Below are 22,290 nucleotides of genomic sequence, written 5' to 3'. Positions count from 1 at the left end.
GCGGAACCGTTCCCATGCTTTTTCAAACTCCGGACCCCCTGGTCCGGCCACACACCCCTGGGTATTTTGAACGGCATGTCGGTTCCGGTTGGACAGACCGCCCCGGGGTCCGGTCGGGAGGGCGCGAACGCGCACCTCGAACCGGCGCCTCCCGAACTCGTCGAGGTCCTGCGGTCGGGGCTCCCCGGGCTGGCCGAGGAGATCTACACGGCGGTCCGCGCCACCGTTCCCGACTACGCCGTCGAGGACGGCGCCCAGCCCAGCCCGGAGCGGGTGGTGCGGGAGACCATGCGCACGTACATGGCGCGCTTCGCCGACCCGGAAGAGCCGCTGGACGGGCTGCTGGAGCTGCTGCACTCGTTCGGGCGCAAGGAGGTCACGGGCAACCGCAGCCTGGAGTCCCTGCACGCCGCGATCCACATCGCCTTCGACACCTCATGGCACCGGATCACCGAGGTGTGCGTCCGCAACCAGGTGTCGGGCGCCGACCTGGCCCGCGTCGCGGAATTCCAAATGGCCTTCATGGACCAGATAATCGAGCCGATCGTCGAGGCCTATCTGGGCCAGACCCTGAAGGCGCCCGTCGACCTCGTCCATTCGCGCAGGCTGCTCATGCGGGCTCTTTCCACGCGTCCGGCCGCCTCCCGCGAGGTGCTCGAGCACCTCGCCGCGAAACTCGGCTGGCACGTGCCGGAGACCGCGACCCCGGTCGCGGTGCGCCGCGGCACGCGCTGGCGGCCGGCCGCCGCGCGCCGCGACGTCCTGTCGGCCCTCGGCGGCCCCGCGCCCTGGCTGCTCGTGCCCGGCGAGGTCGACGAGGCCCGGAGCGCGCTGCTCGGCGCGGCGCTCGACCGCGGGCCCGTCGCGGTCGGCCTGACCGTGCCGCTGGACGAGGTCCCCGACGCGCTGCGCTGGGCGCGGGGCGTGCTCGCCCTCGCCGAGGACGGCGTGATCGACGCCCGGCCGCTGGTCCGCGCCGAGGACCACCTCCTCGACCTGTGGCTCACGTGCGACCCGCCCCTCGTGGAGGAGCTCGCGCGGCGCCGGCTCGGCGGCCTGGCGGCCCTGCCGGAGGCCAAGGGCCGCGCGCTCACCGAGACGCTGCGGGTCTGGCTGGAGCAGTGGAGCACGGCGGCGGACGTCGGGCGCCGGCTGCACCTGCACCCCCAGACCGTCCGGTACCGGCTGCGGCAGATCAGGAAGGAGGTCGGCGGCCCGCTGGACGATCCCGAGACGCGCTTCGTCCTGGAGGCGATCCTGAAGGCCGGCCGGCGGACGCCGCCGGCGCGGCCCGCTTCCTGACCACCCCGTCGCCCACCCCAGGGAGCCAGCGATGCCGACGCCCCTCTCGCCGCAGGAGTCCGACCAGCTGCACACGCTCGTCGCGGCGCTGTCGCCGGACGCCCGGACGACCGTGGTCCCGGACCTCGTCGACGAGATCGTGGAGCGGATCCGCGCCGCGATCCCCGCCTACGCGCGGCCGCCCGGAAGCGCTTACAACCGGGTCCTGCGCACCGCGGTCGAGCGGAACGTCCTCGGTTTCCTGGACTGGCTGGCCGACCCCGCCGAGCCGCTCGACCGCCGGGACGAGCTGTGCCGCAAGATGGGCGCGTTCGAGGCGATGGAGGGGCGCCCGCTCACCGTGCTCCAGTCGGCCTACCGCACCGCGACGCAGGTGGCGTGGTCCCGCATCAGGGCGATGCTGGACGACCGGGTCGCGTCCGTCCTGGCGGTGTCCGCGCTGGCCGAGGCCGTCATCGACTACATGGACGAGGCGGCCGCCCTGTCCAGGGAGGGCTACGAGAAGGCCAGGACGGAGGCGTCCGAAGTGCGCGCCGCCGCCCGGCTCGCCCTCCTGCGCGCACTGGTCGCCCCGGCGGCGTCCGTCGAGCCCGACCCGGACGCCGACTGGCCGCTCCCCGACGAGGTCACGCTGGTCGCCTTACCGCCGGGAACGCTCCCCGTCTGCCCCCTGCTCGACGCCGACGTGCTGCTTGATCCGGAGGACCCGGCACCGTACCTCCTCGTGCCCGGCCCGCTCACCGGCGAACGGCGGACGATGCTCGAAGCCGCCCTGGCCGGGGACCGCGCGGCGGTGGGCCTGACCGTCCCGCGCGCCCGCGCCTCCGACTCGCTCCGCTGGGCCAGGCGCCTGCTCGACCTCGGGGACGTCCTGCACGACGGCACGCTGACCCTGAGCGAGGACCACCTGATGAGCCTGTGGCTGCTGGCCGACGGCGCGCTCATGGACCAGATCACGCGCCGCGGGCTGGCGCCCCTCGCCCCGCTCAGCGACCGGCGCAGGCAGCCGCTGGTCGACACGCTCGCCGTCTGGCTGCGCACCCGCGCGCCCGCGACGCGGATCAGCGAGGAGCTCGGCGTGCACGTGCAGACCGTCCGGTACCGGATGCGCGTTCTGGAGCACCTGCTCGGCGACGAGCTCGCCGACCCCGGCACCCGGTTCGCCACCGAGGCCGCCCTGCGCGCGCAGCGGCTCCGCACCCGCCCGGCGCCCCGCCCGCCCGGCGACAACTTGATCAACGATTGACCGCGGGCTGCCTATCGGCAGCCGACCGGACGGGAAGCCTGCCCAGTGCATGCCCGGTGGGGCGGCTGCCCGACGGTGCTCCGCCGCCGAGATCTCCGAGCGGGGGAAGGGAGCGGGGTGGAGACGACAGCGGTCCTGGACCGGTGGCAGTTCGGCGTCACCATCGTCTACCACTTCCTGTTCGTGCCGCTCACGATCGGACTCGCCTTCTTCGTCGCCGCGATGCAGACGGCCTGGTACCGCACCGGCAAGGAGCATTACCTGCGGATGACGCGGTTCTTCGGGAAGCTCTTCCTGATCAACTTCGCGCTGGGGGTCGTCACCGGGATCGTGCAGGAGTTCCAGTTCGGCATGAACTGGTCGGTCTACTCCCGGTTCGTCGGGTCGGTGTTCGGGGCGCCGCTCGCGATCGAGGGCCTGGTGGCGTTCTTCCTGGAGTCCACCTTCATCGGGCTCTGGCTGTTCGGCTGGGACCGGCTGTCCCCGCGCCTCCACCTCACGATGATCTGGCTGGTGGTGGCGGGCACGTGGTCGTCCGCCTACTTCATCCTGGCGGCGAACTCCTGGATGCAGCACCCCGTCGGCTACGCGATGAAGGGCGGGCGCGCGGAGATGACGTCGCTCGGCGACGTCCTCCTCCAGCCGCTGCAGATCACCCACTTCTTCCACACGATCGCCGCGTCGCTGGTGACGGCGGGGCTGCTGGTCGTCGCCGCGTCCGCCTACCGGCTGCGCAAGGCCCGGCGGGAGGGCGCCCCGCAGGACGACCCGGACGTGACGCTGTTCCGGGCCGCCTCGCGCGGGGCGCTGTGGGTGACGGCGGTCGCGTCGGTCGTGGTGATCGGCGTGGGGCACTTCCAGGCGCAGCTCCTGGTGAGGTACCAGCCGATGAAGATGGCCGCGGCCGAGGCGCTGTACGAGACGCAGGCGCCCGCGCCGCTGTCCCTGCTGGCCATCGGCCCCTGGGAGAAGCACCCGGAACGCAACAACGTGGACATCGCCATCCCGCACGGCCTGTCGGTGCTGTCCACGAACAGCTGGAACGGCGAGATCCGCGGGATCAACGACGTCCAGCGCGAGTACGAGGCGCGGTACGGGCCGGGCGACTACACGCCGATCATCGGCAGCGTCTACTGGTCGTGGCGCATCATGATCACGGTCGGGTTCCTCGTGCTGCTCTACAGCGCCGCGTGGCTGTGGATCATCCACCGGCGCGGCTGGGCGTGGCCCCGCTGGTTCGCCTGGACGGCCTACGCGTTCCTCGCGCTGCCGTTCCTCGCCAACACCGCGGGCTGGCTGGTCACCGAGATGGGGCGGCAGCCGTGGATCGTCCACGGCCTGCTGAGGACGCACGACGCGATCTCCCCGATGGTCACGACGGGCAACGTGATCGCGACGCTGGCCGGCTTCGCCGCCGTCTACGGGGTGCTCGCTACGATCATGATCTGGCTGATGGTCCGGGCGATCAGGACCGGCCCGGAGCGTCCCGCACCCGACCTGACCCGCGAGGACGCGCTGCCGCCCATGCTCCACTGACCCGCCCGGCCGCCGACCCGCTCGCCGGGCCCCGGCACGTCCCTTGGAAAGGTGCGTCATCGCCATGGAGACCGCAGGGCACTTCGACCTCCAGACGCTGTGGTTCGTGCTGATCGCAGTGCTCTGGATGGGGTTCTTCCTGCTGGACGGCTTCGACTTCGGCGTCGGGATGCTCTACCCGTTCCTCGGCCGCGACGACCCGGAGCGGCACGCGCTGCTCGCGACGATCCTGCCCGTGTGGGACAGCTACGAGGTGTGGATCATCGTCGCGGGCGGCGCGACCTTCGCCGCGTTCCCCGGCTGGTACGCCAGTATGTTCTCCGGCTTCTACCTGGTGTTCTTCGGGATCCTCGTCGCGCTCATCGTGCGCGGCGTCGCGATCGAGTACCGCAACAAGCACGACGACCTGGGCTGGCGCCGCCGCTGGGACGTCGTGATGCCGGTGTCGTGCGTCGCCATCCCGTTCCTGCTGGGCGTCGTGTTCGCCGCGATCACGCGCGGCGTGCCGATGGACGCCCGAGGCGACGTCACCGGCGGGCAGGGCGTGCTGTTCAGCGGCTACTCGGTGCTCGCCGGGTTCACGCTCGTGGCGGCGTTCGCGCTGCACGGGGCGCTGTTCCTCGCCGTCCGCACCCGGGACGGCCTGGAGGAGCGGGCGCGGGGCTTCGCGCTCGCGCTCTACCCGGTCGCGGCGGTGCTGCTGATCGTGTTCTCGGTGTGGACGGCGGTACAGGCCTCGTCGTCGGCGCCCTACCCCGTGCCCGTGTACGTGCTGCTCGGGCTGAGCCTTCCGGCGGCCGCCGCGTCCGGGCCGCTGGCCCTGCTGAGGCGTCCCCTGGCCGCGTTCGCGGGGACGTCCGCCGCGACCGTGCTGCTCGTCGCCGCCCTGTTCGCCCGGCTCTACCCGCGGGTCATGGTGTCGTCCACGGCCGGCTCGCCGAGCCTGACGATCTACGGCACGGCGTCCAACCACTACTCGCTGGTGGCGATGACGATCATCGCCGGGGTGTTCGTGCCGGTGGTGCTCGTCTACCAGGTCTGGGCGCTGTGGGTGTTCCGGGCGCGGCTCTCGCGGGAGGACTTCGCGCGCCCGCCGACCCCGCTGCACATGATCACCAGGGGGCGGGGGCCGGGCGGCTCGTCCTCGGGGGGCGCGGCCGCCGAGGGCGGAGAGTAGGCCGCGGATGCGCGCCCTCGATCACTGGCTGCCGCGGGACGTCCCCGGCGTCCGCCGGTTCCTGGCGGCGGCGGGAGCGCTCGCGGTCTGCACGGCCGTGCTCACCGTCGCGCAGGCGGTGCTGTTCTCCCACATCGTCGTCGCCGGCTTCCTCGGGGGCCGCGACGTGCCGGACGTCCTGCCCGCGCTGCTCGGCTTCGCCGGGGTGGGCGCGGCGCGCGCCGCGATCGGCTGGACGGCGGAGACCGGCGCCCGCACGGCCGCGTCCCGCATGGTGCGCGAGCTGCGCGGCCGGGTGCTGCGGCGGATCGTGCGGGCGCGCCCGGGGAGCGTGCCGTCCGGCGAGGCGGTGACCGCCACCACCGACGGCGTGGAGGCGCTGGAGGCCTACGTCGCCCGGTTCCTGCCGCAGCTGATGACGGCCGCGGTGGCGCCGCCCGCGATCCTCGCCTGGGCCGCCTTCCAGGACGTCCCGTCCGCGCTGGTCATGGCCGGGACGCTGCCGCTCGTCCCGCTGTTCGGGGCGCTGATCGGCCGGTCGACCAGGGCCCGGACACGGGAGCGGTGGCGGGCCCTGGCCCTGATGAGCGGGCACTTCATGGACGTGGTGAGCGGGCTGACGACGCTGCGCGCCCACCGCCGGGGACGCGCCCAGGCGTCCGCCATCGCCGCGACCGGCGACCGCTACCGGCGGGAGACGATGCGGGTCCTGCGCACGGCCTTCCTGTCGGCCTTCGTCCTGGAGCTCGCCGCGACCCTCGGCACGGCGCTGGTCGCGGTCGGCATCGGCCTGCGGTTGACGACCGGCGGCCTGGAACTGGAGGCGGGCCTCGCGATCCTCGTCCTCGCGCCGGAGCTGTACGGGCCGCTGCGCGGTCTCGCGGCCGAGTTCCACGGGGGAGCGGACGGGCTGACGGCGTCGCGGCGGCTGTCCGCCCTGCTCGCGCTGCCTCCCGCCGTGCCGGCGCCCGCGCGCCCGCGCCCGGCCGTGTTCGGGACGGTCCGCCTGGAGGACGTCACGGCCGGATACGACGGTCCGCCCGTCCTGAGCGGGATGTCGCTGGAGATCCGTCCAGGGCGGCGGACGGCGCTGATCGGAGGCAGCGGCGCGGGCAAGAGCACCCTGCTGGCGCTGCTCATGCGGTTCGTGGAGCCGTCGTCCGGGCTCATCACGGTGGACGGGACGGACCTCGCCGCCTTCGACCCGGACGAGTGGCGGCGGCTGGTGGCCTGGCTGCCGCAGCGCCCGCGGCTGCGTCCCGGCCCGGTGCCCGAGGCGATCGCCCCGTCCGGGCCCGGCGGGCTCGGCCCGGCGGCCGCGGCCGAACTCGCGGGCGCCGGCTCGCTGCTGCACCGCACCGTGGGCGAGGCGGGCGCCGGGCTCTCCGCCGGGGAGGTGCGGCGCGTGGCCCTGGCACGCGCACTGGCCCGTCCCGCGCCGCTCCTCCTGCTGGACGAGCCCACCGCCCACCTGGACCCGACCACCGCCCAACACGTGATCGACGCGCTCCTGACCCTCCGCGACCGCACGGTGGTGGTCGCCACCCACGACCCGCGCCTCGCAGAGGGCGCGGACCAGGTGATCGACCTGACCCCCGCTCCCACGGGAGCCCTCACATGACGCCCCGCCCGCGGCCGGAGGGGCCGGTGCGGGAGCTGGTCGCGGCGGCGCGGCCCGTGGCGCACCGGTTCGCGGCGTCGGCGCTGTGCGGCGCGCTCGCGTTCGGCTCGGCGGTCGCGCTGATGGGGACCTCCGGCTACCTCATCTCCCGCGCCGCGCTCCGGCCGGAGGTCGTCGCGCTGGCCGTGGCGATCACCGCGGTGCGGGCGCTCAGCCTGTCGCGGGCCGCGTTCCGCTACGCCGAGCGCGTGGTCTCCCACGACGCGAGCCTGCGGCTGCTGCGGGAGCTGCGGGTGCGGTGGTTCCGGCGGCTGGAGCCGCTCGTCCCGGCCGGGCTGCCGGACGCCAGGTCGGGCGACCTGCTCAGCGGGTTCGTCGCCGACGTCGAGGCCGTGCAGCACCTCTACCTGCGCGGGTTCGCCCCGCCGCTCGTCGCGCTGACCGTGGGCGCCGGGACGGTCGCCGCCGCCGCGTGGCTGCTGCCCTCCGCCGGGCTCTGGCTGGCGCTGGGGCTGCTGCCCGCCGCGCTGGTCCTGCCCGCGGCGGCCGTCGCGCTCACGCGTGCCGCCGCGTCCGGGCGGACCGAAGCCCGCGCGGCGCGGGGCGCCGAGACCGTGGAGCTGCTGCACGGCGCGCCCGATCTCGTCGCCTTCGGGCGGGTGGAGGTGCAGCTCGGCCGGATCGGCGCCGCCGACGCCGCGCTGGCCCGGATCGCGCGCCGCGACGCCCGCACCGCGGGGTTCACCTCGGCGTCGGTCACCCTCCTCACCGCCGCCACGACCCTCGCCGTCCTGGTCGCGGGGCTGCACGCCGTCCACCGGGGCGCGCTGCCCGGCGTCCTGCTCGCCGCCCTCGCCTTGGCGGCCACGGCGGCGTTCGAGGCCGTCCGGCCGCTGCCGGACGCGGCCCGCGAGCTGCTCACCGCGCACGGCGCCGCCGCCCGCCTCGGCGCGCTGACCGCCCACCCCGTGCCCGCCGCCGACCCGCCGCACCCGCTGCCCGCACCGCGGGGCGACCTGCTCCAGGCCCGCGGCGTGCGCGTCCGCTACACGGCCGACTCGCCCTGGGTCCTGGACGGCGTCGACCTCGACCTGCGTCCCGGCGAACGGGTCGCGCTGCTCGGTCCGAGCGGCGCGGGCAAGAGCACCCTGGCGCACCTGCTGGTCCGGTTCCGCGACCCCGTCGAGGGCCGTGTCACCCTCGACGGCCACGACCTGCGCGACTACGCGCAGGACGACGTCCGGCGCGCGGTCTGCCTGGTCGACCAGAACGCCCACCTGTTCGGCACCACGATCCGCGCCAACGTGGCCCTCGCCGAACCGGACGCCGCCGAGTCCGAGATCGTCGAAGCGCTGCGCCGCGCCCGCGTCTGGGACTGGATCGCCGGCCTCCCCGGCGGCCTCGACACCCACGTGGGCGAGCACGGCGTCCGCGTGTCCGGGGGCCAGCGGCAGCGGATCGCGCTGGCCCGCGCCTTCCTGTCCGGCGCGCGGCTGCTGATCCTGGACGAGCCGACCGCCCATCTCGATCCCCCCACGGCCCGCGACCTCCTCGCCGACGTTCTCGGCGACCCGTCGGGGCCGGGCGTCCTGCTCATCACCCACGCACCGCCGCCGCCCGGAGCCGTCGACCGGATCCTGCACCTTCGATCGGGCCGCCTCCACGAGCCCGGCGAGTGACGGTCAGGGCGCGGCGTCCGGGTCCCGGTTCCGGGCTTCGCTCAGCACGTCGTCCAGGTCGCGGAGGCGGTCCAGCTGCTTGACGGCGCGGGCGGTGCGGTAGTTGTGCGCCAGCCGTTCGCGGTGGCGGTGGACGAACTCCCAGTACCCGGCGGTGAAGGGGCAGGCCCGCTCCCCGGTGCGTTCGTCGGGGCGGTAGGCGCAGGGGCCGCACAGGTCGCTCATGGTGTTGATGTAGGCGCCCCCGGACGCGTACGGCTTGGTGGTGATGCGGCCGCCGTCGGCGTACTGCGACATGCCGATGACGTTGGTGAGCATCACCCAGTCGTATCCGTCCACGAAGCAGCGGTGGAACCAGTCGGTCACCGCCGCCGGGTCCCAGCCGCGCTGGAGGGCGTGGTTGCCCAGGATCATCAGCCGGGGGATGTGGTGCACCCAGCCCCGGTCGCGGACCTGAGCCAGGGTGGTCGACAGGCACCGCGCCCGGACGGCGTCGGCGTCCAGGGAGGCGAACCACTCCGGCAGTGGCGCGCGGTGCCCCAGAGCGTTGGACTCCCGGTAGCCGGGGCCGAAGTGCCAGTACAGGTTCCACATGTACTCGCGCCATCCCGCGACCTGCCGGATGTAACCCTCGACGGAGTTCAGCGGCGCCTCCCCCGCGCGGAACGCGTCCTCGGCGGCCTCGACGCACTCGGCCGGGTCGAGCAGCCCGAGGTTGAGCGAGGCGGACAGCAGGCTGTGGCTCATGGCCCAGTCCCCCGCCAGGATCGCGTCCTCCCAGCGGCCGAAGGTGGGCAGGCGCCGTTCCACGAACGCGCGCAGGGCGCGGAGGGCCTCGGCGCGGGTGGCGGGGAACAGCCGCGGTCCGTCCCGGCCGACGAACGCGATTTCCCCGCTCCGCTCCCAGCGGTCCAGATCCGACCTGACCCGCTGGTCGATCTCGTCCTCGCGCGGGCGGTAGGGGGCCGGCACCGGCAGCGCCGCCTCGCCCTTGGGCGGGGGCTCGCGGTTGTCCTTGTCGAGGTTCCACCGCCCGCCCGCGGGGTGGTCGCCGTCCATCAGCAGGTCGTGGTCCTGCCGCACCCGCCGGTAGAAGCCCTCCATACGCAGGCGGCCGCCGCCCGACTCGGCCCATTGCCGGAACGTCTCCGGCTGGACGAGGAACCCGCGCGGCGGCAGCACCTCCACCTGCCGGAGGCCCCGCACGAAGCGGAGGGCGGCATGGGACGTCGGATGGTGGACGGTCACGGGGGCGTCGCCCGCGGCCCGCTCCAGGCCCTCGCGGTAGGTCTCCGCCTGGACGTAGCGGACGCGGTCACCGAGTTCGGCCGCGCGGTGCCGCATGGCGGAGAGCACCAGGTGGGCCTTGGCGCGGTGGAAGCGGCGCCGCCGGAGGACGGCGCGCGATTCGATCATCACGATGCCGCCGTCCGGCGGCAGGAAGTGCGGGCCCAACTGGTCCCCGAACAGCCAGTGGACCGGTGCACGCGACGGGTCGTGAGCCACGCGGATCCTCCCCCTGGACGCCCGGACTCCCGCTCAGTGTGGCGCACATCCCCTCGCGGGCGAAGGCGGCGCGCGACGGGTCCGGCCCGGTGACCGCCTCCCGTCGGGACCGGACGCACGAAGGTCCGGCGACCTGCGGACCTTCGTCCCTGAATCGGACGGCGGACCGCTGTACAGGCTGTTTGCATGAAGTCGGACGAGAGAACCACGACCGAGACCCTGCGTCGGCTCTGCTCCGGTGGGCCGGTGACATCGGTCTACTTCAACCTGACCGCCCCTCCCGGGGAGGAGGACGCCGCGCTGCGCCGGGAGCTGCTGGCCAAGCGGCTGCGGGCGCAGGGCGCCGACGAGGCCGCCGTCGAGGCGGTGGACCGGCTGATCATGAGGGCGGAGCCCGGCTCCGGCGCGGTGGCCGTGTTCGCCGTCGAGGACATCGGGGCGGTCGACGGCGAACCGGAGCCCCTGGTGGTCGAGATGCCCGGCGCGCGGCCGCGCGACCTCGCCGTCCACGGGCCCGTGCCGTGCCTGCTTCCGCTTCTGGCCTGGCTCCAGGAGCGCCCGCCGTACGTGCTCACGCTCGTCGACCGCAAGGGCGCCGACATCGAGACGTGCCGCGGCGGGACGACGGCCGCGACGACGAGGACGGTCGACGGCCCCGACGACGAGATCGTCCGCAACGCCCCCGGCGGCTGGTCCCAGAGCCGCCACCAGCACCGCGCCGAGGACTCGTGGGAGCACAACGCGACCAGGGTGGCGCACGCGCTCGCGGGCGACCTGGCCGATTCCGGCGCCCGCGTGCTGCTCCTCGGCGGGGACGTGCGGGCCATGCAGTACCTCACCAAGCATCTTCCGGAGGGCGTCCGCCAGGAGGTGACCGTGGGCCACGTCTCCGGCGGGCGGGGCCGGGACGGCGCGTGGCAGCGCCGCAAGCGCCAGGTCCGGGAGCAGGTGGGCCGGTGGGCGGACGAGGAGACCCGCGGGCTGCTGAAGCGGCTGGACGAGGGGCGGGGCCCGTCCGGCCTGGCGGTGGAGGGCGCGGTCCCCACCCTGCGGGCGCTCGCTCGCGGGCAGGTCGCCACGCTGCTGGTGGCCGACGACCCCGCCGACCGGCGGACGGCCTGGTTCGGTCCCGCGCCGACGCAGGTGTCCGACCGGCGCACGCCCCTCGTCGAGGAGGGCGCGAGCCCCGTGGTGCGCGGGCGGCTGGCCGACGTCGCGGTCCGCGCCGCCGTGCTGACCGGAGCCGAGGTGCACGTCCTGGACCCCGAGGCGCCCGGCCTCCCCTCGCAGGGGATCGGGGCCCTGTGCCGCTACGCCTGAGGGTCCGCGGCCCGCAGGGGACGAGAGGGAGCGGGAGCCATGCGCGTCAACGACGAGGTCGGCGCCCTGCTGGACGAGTACGCCGACCTGCTGGCCATCACCGGCGGTGAGGCCTTCAAGGTGCGGGTGTACCAGAAGGCCGCGCGGTCGGTGGCGGGCGACCCGGCGGACCTGGCGGGGCTGGACGCCGCCGGGCTGCGGGGCATCCCGAACGTGGGCAGGTCGATCGCGGCGAAGATCGAGGAGTACCTGTCCACCGGGAGCATCCACGAGCTGGAGGAGCTGCGGGCGCGGATCCCGGTGGGCGTGCGGCAGCTGACGCTCGTGCCCACGCTCGGCCCGAAGAAGGCGATGGTGCTCTACCACGAGCGCGGCATCGACTCGGTGGAGGCGCTGGACCGGGCCCTCGGCGCCGGGCGCCTGCACGGCCTGGCGGGCTTCGGCGCCAAGACCGAGGAGAACCTGCGGCACGGGATCGAGATCCTGCACAAGGCGGGGCGGCGCGTCCCGCTCGGGACCGCGATGGAGCTCGCCGAGACGATCGTCGCGGACCTGTCGGCGGCCGCGGGCTGCGAGCGCTGCGCGTTCGCCGGGTCCCTGCGGCGCATGAAGGACACGGTCGGCGACATCGACGTGCTGGCCACCTCCGACCGCCCCGACGCGCTGATGAAGTCCTTCGTGGGGCTGGCCCTGGCCGAGCAGGTGATCGCGGCCGGGGACACCAAGACGTCGATCCGCACCGGCGCCGGCCTCCAGGTCGACCTGCGGGTGGTGCCGCCCGAGGACTGGGGCGCGGCCCTCCAGTACTTCACCGGGTCCAGGGCGCACAACATCCGCACCCGGGAGATCGCCGTCCACGCCGGGCTCAAGCTGTCGGAGTACGGGCTGTTCGACGTCGAGACCGGGGCCAAGCTCGTGTCGGCGTCCGAGGAGGAGGTGTACGCGAGGCTCGGGCTGCCGTGGATCCCGCCTCCGCTGCGCGAGGACAGCGGGGAGATCGAGGCGGCCATGCGCGGGGAGCTGCCCCTGCTGGTCGCCGAGGCCGACGTCCGGGGCGACCTGCACACCCACACCGACCTGTCGGACGGGCTGGCGAACCTGCCGGACATGGTCGCCGCCGCGGCGGCCCGCGGGTACTCCTACTACGCCGTCACCGACCACGCGCCCGGCCTGGCCATGCAGCGGATGACCGACGAGAAGATGCTGGCCCAGCGCGAGCGGGTCCGCGAGCTGGACGGCCGGAACGGCGGCATGCGGGTCCTGCACGGCACCGAGCTCAACATCGACCCCGACGGCGGGGTGGACTGGCCGGACGACTTCCTGGCCGGGTTCGACCTGTGCCTCGCCTCGGTCCACTCCCACTTCGAGCAGCCGAGCGAGCAGATGACCCGGCGGCTGGTGCGCGCCTGCGAGAACCCGTTCGTCGACGTCCTCGGGCATCCCACCGCCCGGCAGATCGGCCGCCGGCCGCCGGTCGAGGCGGACTGGGACGAGGTGTTCGCCGCGTGCGCCCGCACCGGCACCGTCCTGGAGATCGACTCGTCCCCCGACCGGCTCGACCTGCCCGCCGAGCACGTCCGCCGCGCCCGGCGCCACGGCGTCAGGTTCGCCGTCGACACCGACGCCCACGCCGTCCCGCACCTGGCCCACCTGCGCTACGGGATCGGCACCGCGCAGCGCGGCTGGCTCACCGCGGGCGAGGTCGTCAACACCTGGCCCGCGGACCGGCTGCTCGCCTTCCTGCGGGCCGGACGGTAGGCCGCGAAAGGGCCCGGACCTGCGGAAACGTCCTCCCACCTGGGGACCTTCGTCCCTGCCGCCGCGCCCGCGGGCGGCCGCACGCTGGAAGGGTCCGTGTTCGCCGAGACCGCTCTGGAGCCGCTGCGATGACGTTCACAGGGATACATGGGCTGGACCGGAGCATCGACACCACCAACCGGTGGATCGCCGATGTGGCCGCCGCGTTCGGCACCGAGGACCGCCGGTTCGCCTACCGGGTGCTGCGCGCCTGGACGCACACGCTGCGCGACCGGCTGACCGTCGACGCCGCCGCGCACCTGGCCGCGCAGCTGCCGGAACTGCTGCGCGGGGTGTTCTACGACGGGTGGAGCCCCCGGCACGTGCCGCGCAAGTACGACCTGCACGAGATCACCGTCCACTACGCCGAAGAGGCGCGCATCGGGCGCGACGACGTGCCCAAGACGCTGGCGGTCGTCACGGAGGTCGTGTCCTCCGAGATCGCCCCGGGAGCCGTCGACCAGGCGGTGTGGCAGCTCCCCGAGGAGCTCCGCAAGCTGTTCCTGCCGGGCGGCGGGGCCGCCGGGCGGGCCGCGCCCGCGGAGCGGTCGGCGAGGAGCCCCGAGAACGCCCCCCGCGCCGTCATGTGAGCTGCCGCGAGCCGGGGCCGCGGACTCCGCCGCCCCGGCTCGGGCCCTGGCCGGAGCCGGGGTCCCCGGTCAGCGCATGTGGGCGTCGAACCAGTCCCTGGCGTGCCCGGTCACGGCCTCCAGGGCGCCCGGCTCCTCGAACAGGTGGGTGGCCCCCGGCACGACGGTCAACCGGTTCTGGCAGCGCAGGCGCTCCTGCGCGCGCCGGTTGAGGTCGAGTACCTGCCGGTCCTCGCCGCCCACGAGCAGCAGCGTGGGGGCCCGGACGTCGCCGAGGCGGCGCTCGGCCAGGTCCGGGCGCCCGCCCCGGGACACGACGGCGGCGATGTCGGCGCCGGGCTCGGCGGCGGCCCACAGCGCCGCGGCCGCGCCGGTGCTCGCCCCGAAGTAGCCGATGCGGGCGTCCCCGGTCTCCGGCCGGTCGCGCAGCCAGCCGGTGGCGGCGACGAGCCGGTCCGCCAGCAGGCCGATGTCGAAGACGTTGCCGCGGTCGAGCTCCTCCCCGGTGGTCAGCAGGTCGAACAGCAGCGTGCCGAGCCCGGCCCGGTTGAGGCCCGCGGCGACCTGCCGGTTCCGCGGGCTGTGCCGGCTGCTGCCGCTGCCGTGCGCGAACGCCACGATGCCGGCGGCCCCGGCGGGGACCGTGAGGTGCCCGGTCAGCTCGACGAAGCCGCCGTCGATCCAGACCTCCTCGTCGAGGTCCGGCGGGTCCGGCGGGTCCATGAGGCGGGCGGCTCCGGGCGGATCGGCGGGGCCTTCGCCGGGCGGGCGGGCGGGCCCGGGGCCGCCCGGACCTCCGCCGGCGGAACCGGGCCGGGCGTGGCTCGACGCCATCGCGGCGCGTTCCAGCAGCTCGACCACCTCGCCGTCCGAGGTCTGGCCGAACTCCCGGTACCACTGGCCGACCGCGTAGAACAGCTCCGGTTCCTGCAGGCTCACGACCTCGTCGGCGACCCGGCGCAGGTCCGCCATCGTGTCGGGAGACCCGACCGGCACCGCCAGGACCACGCGGCGGGCGCCGTGCGCGCGGGCGACCTGGCAGGCGGCCCGCGCGGTCGCGCCGGTCGCGACGCCGTCGTCGACCACGACGGCCGTGCGGCCCTCCAGCCCCACCCGGGGCAGGCCGCGGCGGAACCGCTCGACCCGGGCGTCCAGCTCGGCCTGCTCGCGCCGCCGCGCCGCGCCGAGATCGGACTCGCCGAGGCCCGTGTGGCGGACGATCTCCTCGTTGACGATCAGCACGCCGTCCTCGCCGATGGCGCCCATGGCCAGCTCGGGCTGGAAGGGGACGCCCAGCTTGCGGACGACGATCACGTCCAGCGGCGCCCGCAGCGCCCGGGCGACCTCGAACGCGACGGGCACCCCGCCGCGCGGCAGCCCCAGCACGACGACGTCCTGGCCGCGCAGGTCCCCCAGCCGCCCGGCCAGGCGCCGCCCGGCATCGGCCCGGTCCGCGAACTCCACCGCCCTCACCTCCCCGGTCCCGGCGCGGGCACCACCGCCACCGGGCAGCGGGCCTCCTGGAGCGCGACCTGGGGCACCGGCCCCAGGAGCATCTGGGGCAGCGAGCCGATCCCGCGGACGCCCACCGCCAGCATCGCCGCGCCGTGCGAGGCGCTGACCAGGGCCCGCCGCGGCGCGTCGAGGACGAACTTGGTCTCGACCAGCACCTCGGGCCGCTCGGTCCGCCACGGCGCGACGGCCTGCTCGAACCGCGCGATCGCCTCGTGCCGGATCGCCTGCGGGTCGACGAAGGGCGCCCGGTCCGGCCCGGGAAGCGCGGCCGGGTCCCACCAGCTGCACAGCGCCGTCACCGGGCCGTGGTGCAGCGCGGCCTCCTCCACGGCGAAGCCGAGCGCCGCGTCGCCCGCCGACGAGCCGTCCACGCCGACCACGATCCGCTCGCCGTCCAGCCGCTCGGACGAGCGCACGACGACGACCGGGCAGGCGGCCTGGGCGGCCACCTGGACCGCGGTGGAGCCCACCGGGAGGGCCTCAAAACCGCCCTGCCCCCGCGAACCGAGCACGACCATGACGGCGCCGTTGGTCGCCTTCAGGAGCGCGCCGGCGGCCGAACCCCGTTCGAGGCACCAGCGGACCTCCAGGTCCCCGGCGAGGGCGCGGGCCTTGCGCACGCCCTCGTCGGCCACGATCGCGCCCTCGCTGCGGAGGATCTCCAGGGTGTCCTTGTCCGGCGGGCGCGCGGGATAGGGCCAGTGCCACACATGGCAGACGGTGAGGGCGAGGCCGCGGAGCCGGGCCTCGTCCACCGCCCACCGGAGCGCCTGCTCGGCGGCGGGCGACCCGTCGTATCCGACCAGGACGGAGCGCATCCCGTTGTGATCGTCCATCGGCCGTCTCCCCTCCTCTACCGCGAGGGTGTTTCCATCCTCACCGAACGGAAACGGGCCAGGTAGAGCCGTTTCGGAGGTCGCCATGGCGGCGCGCTGGGAGTTCTGGATCGATCGCGGCGGCACGTTCACCGACGTGGTCGCGCGGCGGCCGGACGGCGCGCTCGTCACCCACAAGCTCCTGTCCGAGGACAGGGCGCGCTACCGGGACGCCGCCATCGCCGGGATCAGGCACCTCCTCGGCGTCGCGCCCGGCGCGCGCATTCCGGCCGAGGAGATCGCGGGCGTGCGGCTCGGCACGACGGTGGCGACGAACGCCCTGCTCGAACGCGCGGGCGAGCCGACCGTACTGGTCATCACCGAGGGCTTCCGCGACGCGCTGCGGATCGCCTACCAGAACCGCCCTCGCATCTTCGCCCGGGAGATCGTGCTGCCCGAACTGCTCTACTCGCGGGTGGTCGAGGCGAGGGAGCGCGTCGACGCCCGGGGGCGGATCGTGGTCCCGCTCGACGAGGACGCGGTCGAGCGCGAGTTGCGCGCGGCGTACGAGGACGGGTTCCGCTCCGTCGCGATCGTCTCCATGCACGCCTACCGCAATCCCGTCCACGAGACCGCCATCGGGCGGATCGCGCGCCGGACGGGCTTCCCCCAGGTCTCGGAGTCGCACGAGACGAGCCCGCTGATGAAGCTGGTCTCGCGCGGTGACACCACCGTCGTCGACGCCTACCTGTCGCCGATCCTGCGCCGGTACGTGGAGGAGGTGTCCGGCGAGCTGGACGGGGCGCCGATCATGTTCATGCAGTCCAGCGGCGGCCTCACCGAGGCGCACGGCTTCCGCGGCAAGGACTCGATCCTGTCCGGCCCGGCGGGCGGCATCGTCGGCATGGCGCGCACGTCGGCCGCGGCGGGCCTGCGGCGCGTCATCGGCTTCGACATGGGCGGGACGTCCACCGACGTCTCGCACTACGCGGGCGAGTTCGAGCGCCAGTACGAGACGCAGGTCGCGGGGGTGCGGATGCGGGCGCCGATGCTGAGCATCCACACGGTCGCGGCCGGCGGCGGATCGGTGCTGCGCTTCGACGGCGGCCGGTACCGGGTCGGCCCCGACTCCGCCGGCGCCGACCCCGGGCCCGCCTCCTACCGGCGCGGCGGCCCGCTGACCGTCACCGACGCCAACGTCATGCTGGGGCGGATCCGGCCCGAGCACTTCCCGCACGTCTTCGGTCCGGACGGCGACCATCCCCTGGACGCCGCGGTCGTCCGGGACCGCTTCGCCGCCCTGGCCGCCGGGATCGGCGACGGCCGCCCGCCCGAGGACGTCGCGGCCGGATTCCTGCGCATCGCGGTGGCGAACATGGCCAACGCGATCAAGAAGATCTCCGTCCAGCGCGGCTACGACGTCACCGGCTACGCGCTGGCCACCTTCGGCGGCGCGGGCGGCCAGCACGCGTGCGCGGTCGCCGACGCGCTCGGCATGCGGCAGGTGCTGATCCATCCGCTGGCGGGGGTGCTGTCGGCGTACGGGATGGGGCTGGCGGACGTCACCGCCATGCGGGAGCACGCGGTGGAGGCTCCGCTGAGCGAGGAACTGCTGCCCGAACTGGACGCGGTCCTCGGGAGGCTGGAGGGCGACGCGCGCTCCGAGCTGCGCGGCGAGGGCCTGGACGCCGAGCACGTCGTGCACCGCGCTCATCTGCGCTACGCGGGCACCGACACCGCCCTGCTCGTGCGGGCCGGTGAGGTGGGGGCGATGGTCGCCGAGTTCGAGGAGATCTACCAGCGGCGGTTCTCCTTCCTCATGCGGGACAAGCAGATCGTCGTGGAGGCCGTGTCGGTGGAGGCCGCGTCGTCCGGGGCGGCCTCGGCGGAAGCGGCGCCGGCCGGGACGGCGCCGGCCGGGGCGGCGCCGGCCGACGGGGGCGGCGAAGGCCCGGCCGGAGCGGAGCGCGTCCCGATGCACGTCGACGGCGAGTGGCGGGACGTCGAGCTGCACCCGCGGGAACGGCTGCGCCCCGGCGACACCGTCCCGGGCCCGGCGATCATCGTGGAGGCCAACGCCACGACCGTCGTCGACCCCGGCTGGCGGGCGGCGGTGAACGACCTCGGCCACCTGCTGCTCACCCGGGTGGAGTCCCGGCCGGGCGAGCACGCCGTCGGCACCCGCGCCGACCCCGTCATGCTGGAGATCTTCAACAACCTGTTCATGTCGATCGCCGAGCAGATGGGCGTCCGGCTGCGGAGCACGGCGCACTCGGTCAACATCAAGGAGCGGCTGGACTTCTCCTGCGCGATCTTCGACGCGGGCGGCGACCTCATCGCCAACGCCCCGCACATCCCGGTGCACCTCGGCTCGATGGGGGCGTCCATCAAGGAGCTGATCAGGCGGCGGCGGGCCGCCGGGGGCATGCGGCCGGGCGAGGTGTACGCGCTGAACGACCCCTACCACGGGGGGACCCACCTGCCGGACGTCACGGTCGTCACTCCCGTCTTCCTCGGGGACGCCGGGTCCGGCGGGGCCGGGGCCGCCGCCGGCATCTCGTTCTTCGTCGCGTCCCGGGGCCACCACGCCGAGATCGGCGGCATCACGCCGGGGTCCATGCCCGCCTTCAGCGAGCGCGTGGAGGAGGAGGGCGTCCTGATCGACAACTGGCTCCTCGTCGAGGACGGCGCGCTCCGGGAGGAAGAGACGGTCGAGCTGCTGCGCTCGGCGCCGCACCCCTCCCGCAACCCGCTCGACAACCTCGCCGACCTGCGCGCCCAGATCGCCGCCAACGAGAAGGGCGTCCGCGAGCTGCGCGACATGGTGCGCCACTTCGGGCTGGACGTCGTGCACGCCTACATGCGGCACGTCAAGGACAACGCGGAGGAGGCGGTCCGCCAGGTGATCACGGCGCTGCGCGACGGCTCCCGCGCCTACGAACTCGACAACGGCGCCGTCATCAGGGTCGCGGTCCGCGTCGACCGCCGCGCCCGGACGGCGGAGATCGACTTCACGGGGACCTCGCCCCAGTGCGACGGCAACTTCAACGCGCCGTCGTCGGTGGCGATGGCCGCGGTGCTGTACGTGTTCCGCACGCTGGTGGCCGAGGAGATCCCGCTGAACGCCGGCTGCCTCGCCCCGCTCCACGTGCGGATCCCGCCGGGCTCGATGCTCGCGCCGCGGTATCCGGCGGCCGTGGCCGCGGGCAACGTCGAGACGTCCCAGGCCGTGACCGGCGCCCTGTACGCGGCGCTGGGGGTGATGGCGGAGGGCTCCGGCACGATGAACAACGTCACCTTCGGCAACGAGCGCCACCAGTACTACGAGACGGTGGCCAGCGGATCCGGCGCCGGGGACGGCTTCGACGGCGCCGACGTCGTCCAGACCCACATGACCAACTCCCGGCTCACCGACCCCGAGGTCCTGGAGTGGCGCTACCCCGTCCTGCTGGAGGGGTTCGCGATCCGGCGCGGGAGCGGCGGGACGGGCCGGTGGCGCGGCGGCGACGGCGGGCGGCGCCGCATCCGCTTCCTGGAGCCGATGACGGTGACCACGCTTTGCGGGCACCGGCGCGTCCCGCCGTACGGGATGGCCGGAGGCGGGCCAGGTGCGGCGGGACGGCAATGGGTGGAGCGCGCCGACGGCTCCGTGACGCCGATGGAGGGCTGCGACTCGCTGCCCGTCGAGGCCGGAGACGTCTTCGTCATCGAGACGCCGGGCGGCGGCGGCTACGGCGCGGCGTGAGCCTGGGTGCCCGCGGCGGCGTCCGGGCAGTACTCGGCGATCACCGCCTGAGTGGTGAGCTGGACCTGGTTGACGGCGTCGGTGGTGAAGACGAACGACATCGCGTGCCGCCCGCCCCGGGTGGCGCCCATCCAGGTCTCCCAGCCGTCCAGGGTCCCCCCGTTGCCGTACACCTTCACGCCACACGGGGTCGTGGCGATGACCGTCCCGAGTCCGTAGCGGAACATGTCGCTGCCGGGGTAGGGCTGCGATCCAGGGACGGGACGGAGCATCGCCCGCAGGAGCCGTCCGGGCAGGAGCCGTCCGGCCAGCAGGGCCGAGTCGAACCGGTCGAGGTCGCCGACCGTGGAGATCAGGTCGCCTGAGGCGCGAGCGAAGGTGGTGTTGACCTCGGTGGTGTCCCTCAGTCGCGTCGGGTCCCCCTCCTGCACCGGCGTGTACCCGTTCAGGTGCGGTCCGCGGATCCGCGGGTTCGTGCCCGGGAAGTAGGTGCTGCGCAGGTGGAGCGGCCGGATGATCCGCTTCGTGATCTCGTGGACGTACGTCCGGCCGGTGACGCTCTGGATGACCATGCCGAGCAGCGCGTAGTCGGTGTCGGAGTAGCGCCAGGAGGTGCCGGGCGGGAAGTCGGGCGGGTACTCCAGCCCGGCCTCCGCCAGTTCACGCAGGGTGAAGTCGTGCCGCGGATCGGAGATCGCGATCTCCTCGATGCGGGGGTTCTGGGTGTAGTCGGCGACGCCGCTGGTGTGATCGAGCAGCATGCGCATGGTGATCTTGTCGGGCTGGTACCCGTTGCCCTCGACGACACCGGGGATCACCTCGGCGACGGTGTCGTCCAGGCGCAGCCGCCGTTCGGCGACGAGCTGCAGGATCACGGTCGCCACGAACGTCTTGGTGATGCTGGCGATCCGGAACTTCATGTCCGCCCGCGGCGGCCTCCGGGTGACGAGGTCGGCGACCCCGCTGGAGAGGTTCAGGGTCCGGTGGGGCGTGCGCGACTGGGCGAGCGCGCCTGGAGCGCCCTCTCGCACGGCCTCGTCCAGGACGGCCTGGAGTGCCTTCCCCGACCCGTCGCCGCCGGTCCCGCGCGTTCGCTGGACGGCCGCTGTCGCGCCCCCGGCCAGGTTCATCCCGATGGTGAGGGCCAAAGGGCAGCGAGGGCGATGCCTCGAGTACGCGTGCATTTCCTTATGATCAGCATGTTGTCACTGTAAGTAGCAACATGTCCACTGTCTGCGCGAGAGGCCGGATATTGAGCCGATCGAAGGACGGCGCATACCCGGCGGAGACCGCGGAGCGGTCCCCGACCGGGACGTCAACGCCGCCGTCAACATCCTGGCCGCCGGGCAGGCGGACAGGCTGAACGACCGTCGAGCGCGGGTAAGACCGGGAGGCCCGGCCCGCCCGGCCTCCGTGCGGGGTCCCGCCGAGGGGCTCCGGCGCGTCAGCCGCGCACCATCAGGGAGCCGAGGGACTGGCCGCGCTGCAGGCGGCCGATGGCGTCGGCGATCAGCGGACCCACGGAACGGACCCGCGACGACGCCCGTGTCTCTCCCGCCGGGAGCGTGTCGGTGGTCAGCAGGCAGCGGATCGGAAGCCGGTCGAGCCGGTCCCATGCGGCCGCCACCAGCGGCCCGTGAGCCGCGGCCACGGTGATGTCGGGGGCGGCGCCGTGCGCGAGCAGGACGCGCACGGCCGCCTCGATCGTCCCGCCGGTGCTGATCATGTCGTCCACGATCACCGCGGGCCGGCCCGCCACGTCGCCGACGAGTTCCTCGGCGTGCACCCGCTCGCCGGACACCCGCGTCTTGCGCACCACGGCGACCGGCCGCCGCAGCAGCCGCGCGTAGTGCTCGGCCGGCTTGACCGCGCCGAGGTCGGGCGCCACCAGAACGGCCGCCTCCGGCGTCAGCTCCGCCAGCGCGCCGGCCAGGATCGGCACGGCCGTCAGCATCTCCACCGGGATCGGCGCCATGGCCTCCAGTGCGACGGTGTGCGGTTCCACCACGATCAGCCGGTCCGCCCCCGCCGAGGCCAGCGCGTCGACGGCCACCCGGGCACCCACCGCCTGCCCGGCCCGGCCCCGGCGGTCCTGCCGGGCGTACCCGAAGTACGGGACGACCGCGGTGACGGTCTTCGCGCCGCCCCGGCGGCACGCGTCCAGGAGCAGCAGCAGCTCGACAAGGTGGTCGTCGACCGCGGGCCCGGTGGGCTGCACCACGTACGCGTCCCCGCCCTGCACGCCGTCCACGACCGGCCGCAGTTCGCCGTCGGGGAACCTCTCCACGTCGCAGGGCACCGGCCTGGTGCCCAGCATGGCCGCGACCGCGGCGGCGAGCCCCGGATGGGCCGTCCCCGACACGATCCGGGTCGACATCGTGATCCGGCTGGACATCGCCCCTCCCGCCGTCGGCCACTCCCCCGGGCTTCCCTGCTCCCCG

The 22,290-nt window shown here is 74.6% G+C and carries 15 protein-coding genes; 10 read left to right on the top strand and 5 right to left on the bottom strand.

The features are described from left to right. Positions 1–75: 75 nt before the first annotated feature. The 6 genes from FKD65_RS26725 to cydC all read left to right on the top strand — a co-directional run bounded on the left by FKD65_RS26725 (position 76) and on the right by cydC (position 8,561). Complete coding sequence (locus FKD65_RS26725; RefSeq protein ID WP_141580081.1) at positions 76–1,302, top strand: CdaR family transcriptional regulator; 1,227 nt, start codon at positions 76–78, stop codon at positions 1,300–1,302. Between the two features lie 31 nt (positions 1,303–1,333). Next, positions 1,334–2,548: a helix-turn-helix domain-containing protein gene (locus tag FKD65_RS26720; protein WP_141580080.1), complete on the top strand. Its 1,215-nt coding sequence runs from the start codon at positions 1,334–1,336 to the stop codon at positions 2,546–2,548. Between the two features lie 117 nt (positions 2,549–2,665). After that, positions 2,666–4,084, top strand: coding sequence for a cytochrome ubiquinol oxidase subunit I (locus tag FKD65_RS26715; protein ID WP_141580079.1), 1,419 nt, complete (start codon positions 2,666–2,668; stop codon positions 4,082–4,084). Positions 4,085–4,148: 64 nt separating this feature from the next. Next, complete coding sequence (cydB, locus tag FKD65_RS26710) at positions 4,149–5,261, top strand: cytochrome d ubiquinol oxidase subunit II (RefSeq protein ID WP_141580078.1); 1,113 nt, start codon at positions 4,149–4,151, stop codon at positions 5,259–5,261. A gap of 7 nt (positions 5,262–5,268) precedes the next feature. Then, positions 5,269–6,882, top strand: coding sequence for a thiol reductant ABC exporter subunit CydD (gene cydD, locus FKD65_RS26705; RefSeq protein ID WP_141580077.1), 1,614 nt, complete (start codon positions 5,269–5,271; stop codon positions 6,880–6,882). Continuing rightward, positions 6,879–8,561 (top strand): thiol reductant ABC exporter subunit CydC, encoded by a 1,683-nt coding sequence (gene cydC, locus FKD65_RS26700; RefSeq protein WP_141580076.1) that lies wholly within the window; start codon positions 6,879–6,881, stop codon positions 8,559–8,561. Before cydD ends, cydC begins: the two co-directional genes overlap by 4 nt. Before the next feature lie 3 nt (positions 8,562–8,564). Here cydC and FKD65_RS26695 read toward each other — a convergent pair whose 3' ends face one another. Next, positions 8,565–10,067, bottom strand: a complete 1,503-nt coding sequence (locus FKD65_RS26695) for a cryptochrome/photolyase family protein (RefSeq protein ID WP_141580075.1) — start codon at positions 10,065–10,067, stop codon at positions 8,565–8,567. Between the two features lie 186 nt (positions 10,068–10,253). Here FKD65_RS26695 and FKD65_RS26690 point away from each other — a divergent pair, with 186 nt between their 5' ends. The 3 genes from FKD65_RS26690 (at position 10,254) to FKD65_RS26680 (ending at position 13,774) form a co-directional block, all read left to right on the top strand. Continuing rightward, the gene (locus tag FKD65_RS26690; RefSeq protein WP_141580074.1) at positions 10,254–11,387 is read left to right on the top strand and encodes a Vms1/Ankzf1 family peptidyl-tRNA hydrolase; all 1,134 of its coding nucleotides are present in this window, start codon (positions 10,254–10,256) and stop codon (positions 11,385–11,387) included. A 39-nt stretch (positions 11,388–11,426) separates the two neighbouring features. Then, on the top strand, positions 11,427–13,145 hold the full coding sequence (polX, locus tag FKD65_RS26685; protein WP_141580073.1) for a DNA polymerase/3'-5' exonuclease PolX: 1,719 nt from the start codon (positions 11,427–11,429) through the stop codon (positions 13,143–13,145). Between the two features lie 128 nt (positions 13,146–13,273). Then, positions 13,274–13,774, top strand: coding sequence for a DUF2267 domain-containing protein (locus FKD65_RS26680; protein WP_141580072.1), 501 nt, complete (start codon positions 13,274–13,276; stop codon positions 13,772–13,774). 69 nt (positions 13,775–13,843) lie between these two features. Here FKD65_RS26680 and FKD65_RS26675 read toward each other — a convergent pair whose 3' ends face one another. Together FKD65_RS26675 and FKD65_RS26670 are read right to left on the bottom strand one after the other, a co-directional pair. Beyond that, a complete protein-coding gene (locus tag FKD65_RS26675) occupies positions 13,844–15,238 on the bottom strand; it encodes a phosphoribosyltransferase family protein (RefSeq protein ID WP_141580071.1) in 1,395 nt (464 codons plus the stop codon). Between the two features lie 5 nt (positions 15,239–15,243). Beyond that, complete coding sequence (locus tag FKD65_RS26670; protein ID WP_141580070.1) at positions 15,244–16,125, bottom strand: universal stress protein; 882 nt, start codon at positions 16,123–16,125, stop codon at positions 15,244–15,246. Between the two features lie 85 nt (positions 16,126–16,210). On the opposite strand from FKD65_RS26670, the gene FKD65_RS26665 reads away from it, so the two are divergent. Beyond that, entirely contained in the window at positions 16,211–19,849 is a 3,639-nt protein-coding gene (locus FKD65_RS26665) for a hydantoinase B/oxoprolinase family protein (RefSeq protein ID WP_141580069.1), read from the top strand. Here the strand turns inward: FKD65_RS26665 and FKD65_RS26660 are convergent. After that, the gene (locus FKD65_RS26660) at positions 19,834–20,979 is read right to left on the bottom strand and encodes a serine hydrolase (RefSeq protein WP_141580068.1); all 1,146 of its coding nucleotides are present in this window, start codon (positions 20,977–20,979) and stop codon (positions 19,834–19,836) included. The genes FKD65_RS26665 and FKD65_RS26660 overlap by 16 nt on opposite strands. Before the next feature lie 314 nt (positions 20,980–21,293). Then, on the bottom strand, positions 21,294–22,244 hold the full coding sequence (locus tag FKD65_RS26655; protein ID WP_240809620.1) for a ribose-phosphate pyrophosphokinase: 951 nt from the start codon (positions 22,242–22,244) through the stop codon (positions 21,294–21,296). Positions 22,245–22,290: the final 46 nt, after the last annotated feature.

Source organism: Actinomadura sp. WMMA1423, from assembly GCF_006547145.1.
Taxonomy (GTDB): Bacteria; Actinomycetota; Actinomycetes; order Streptosporangiales; family Streptosporangiaceae; genus Spirillospora.
Note: the sequence above shows the minus strand (reverse complement) of the source record. Positions and strands in the feature narration are given on the sequence as shown.

Bases quoted from the DNA above. Each gene is read 5' to 3' on its own strand.
- FKD65_RS26660 (WP_141580068.1), bottom strand. From the start codon at position 20,979: ATGAACCTGGCCGGGGGCGCGACAGCGGCCGTCCAGCGAACGCGCGGG.
- FKD65_RS26720 (WP_141580080.1), top strand. From the start codon at position 1,334: ATGCCGACGCCCCTCTCGCCGCAGGAGTCCGACCAGCTGCACACGCTC.
- FKD65_RS26725 (WP_141580081.1), top strand. From the start codon at position 76: ATGTCGGTTCCGGTTGGACAGACCGCCCCGGGGTCCGGTCGGGAGGGC.
- cydB (WP_141580078.1), top strand. From the start codon at position 4,149: ATGGAGACCGCAGGGCACTTCGACCTCCAGACGCTGTGGTTCGTGCTG.
- cydC (WP_141580076.1), top strand. From the start codon at position 6,879: ATGACGCCCCGCCCGCGGCCGGAGGGGCCGGTGCGGGAGCTGGTCGCG.
- FKD65_RS26665 (WP_141580069.1), top strand. From the start codon at position 16,211: ATGGCGGCGCGCTGGGAGTTCTGGATCGATCGCGGCGGCACGTTCACC.
- FKD65_RS26680 (WP_141580072.1), top strand. From the start codon at position 13,274: ATGACGTTCACAGGGATACATGGGCTGGACCGGAGCATCGACACCACC.
- FKD65_RS26655 (WP_240809620.1), bottom strand. From the start codon at position 22,244: ATGTCCAGCCGGATCACGATGTCGACCCGGATCGTGTCGGGGACGGCC.
- FKD65_RS26690 (WP_141580074.1), top strand. From the start codon at position 10,254: ATGAAGTCGGACGAGAGAACCACGACCGAGACCCTGCGTCGGCTCTGC.
- cydD (WP_141580077.1), top strand. From the start codon at position 5,269: ATGCGCGCCCTCGATCACTGGCTGCCGCGGGACGTCCCCGGCGTCCGC.
- FKD65_RS26670 (WP_141580070.1), bottom strand. From the start codon at position 16,125: ATGGACGATCACAACGGGATGCGCTCCGTCCTGGTCGGATACGACGGG.
- polX (WP_141580073.1), top strand. From the start codon at position 11,427: ATGCGCGTCAACGACGAGGTCGGCGCCCTGCTGGACGAGTACGCCGAC.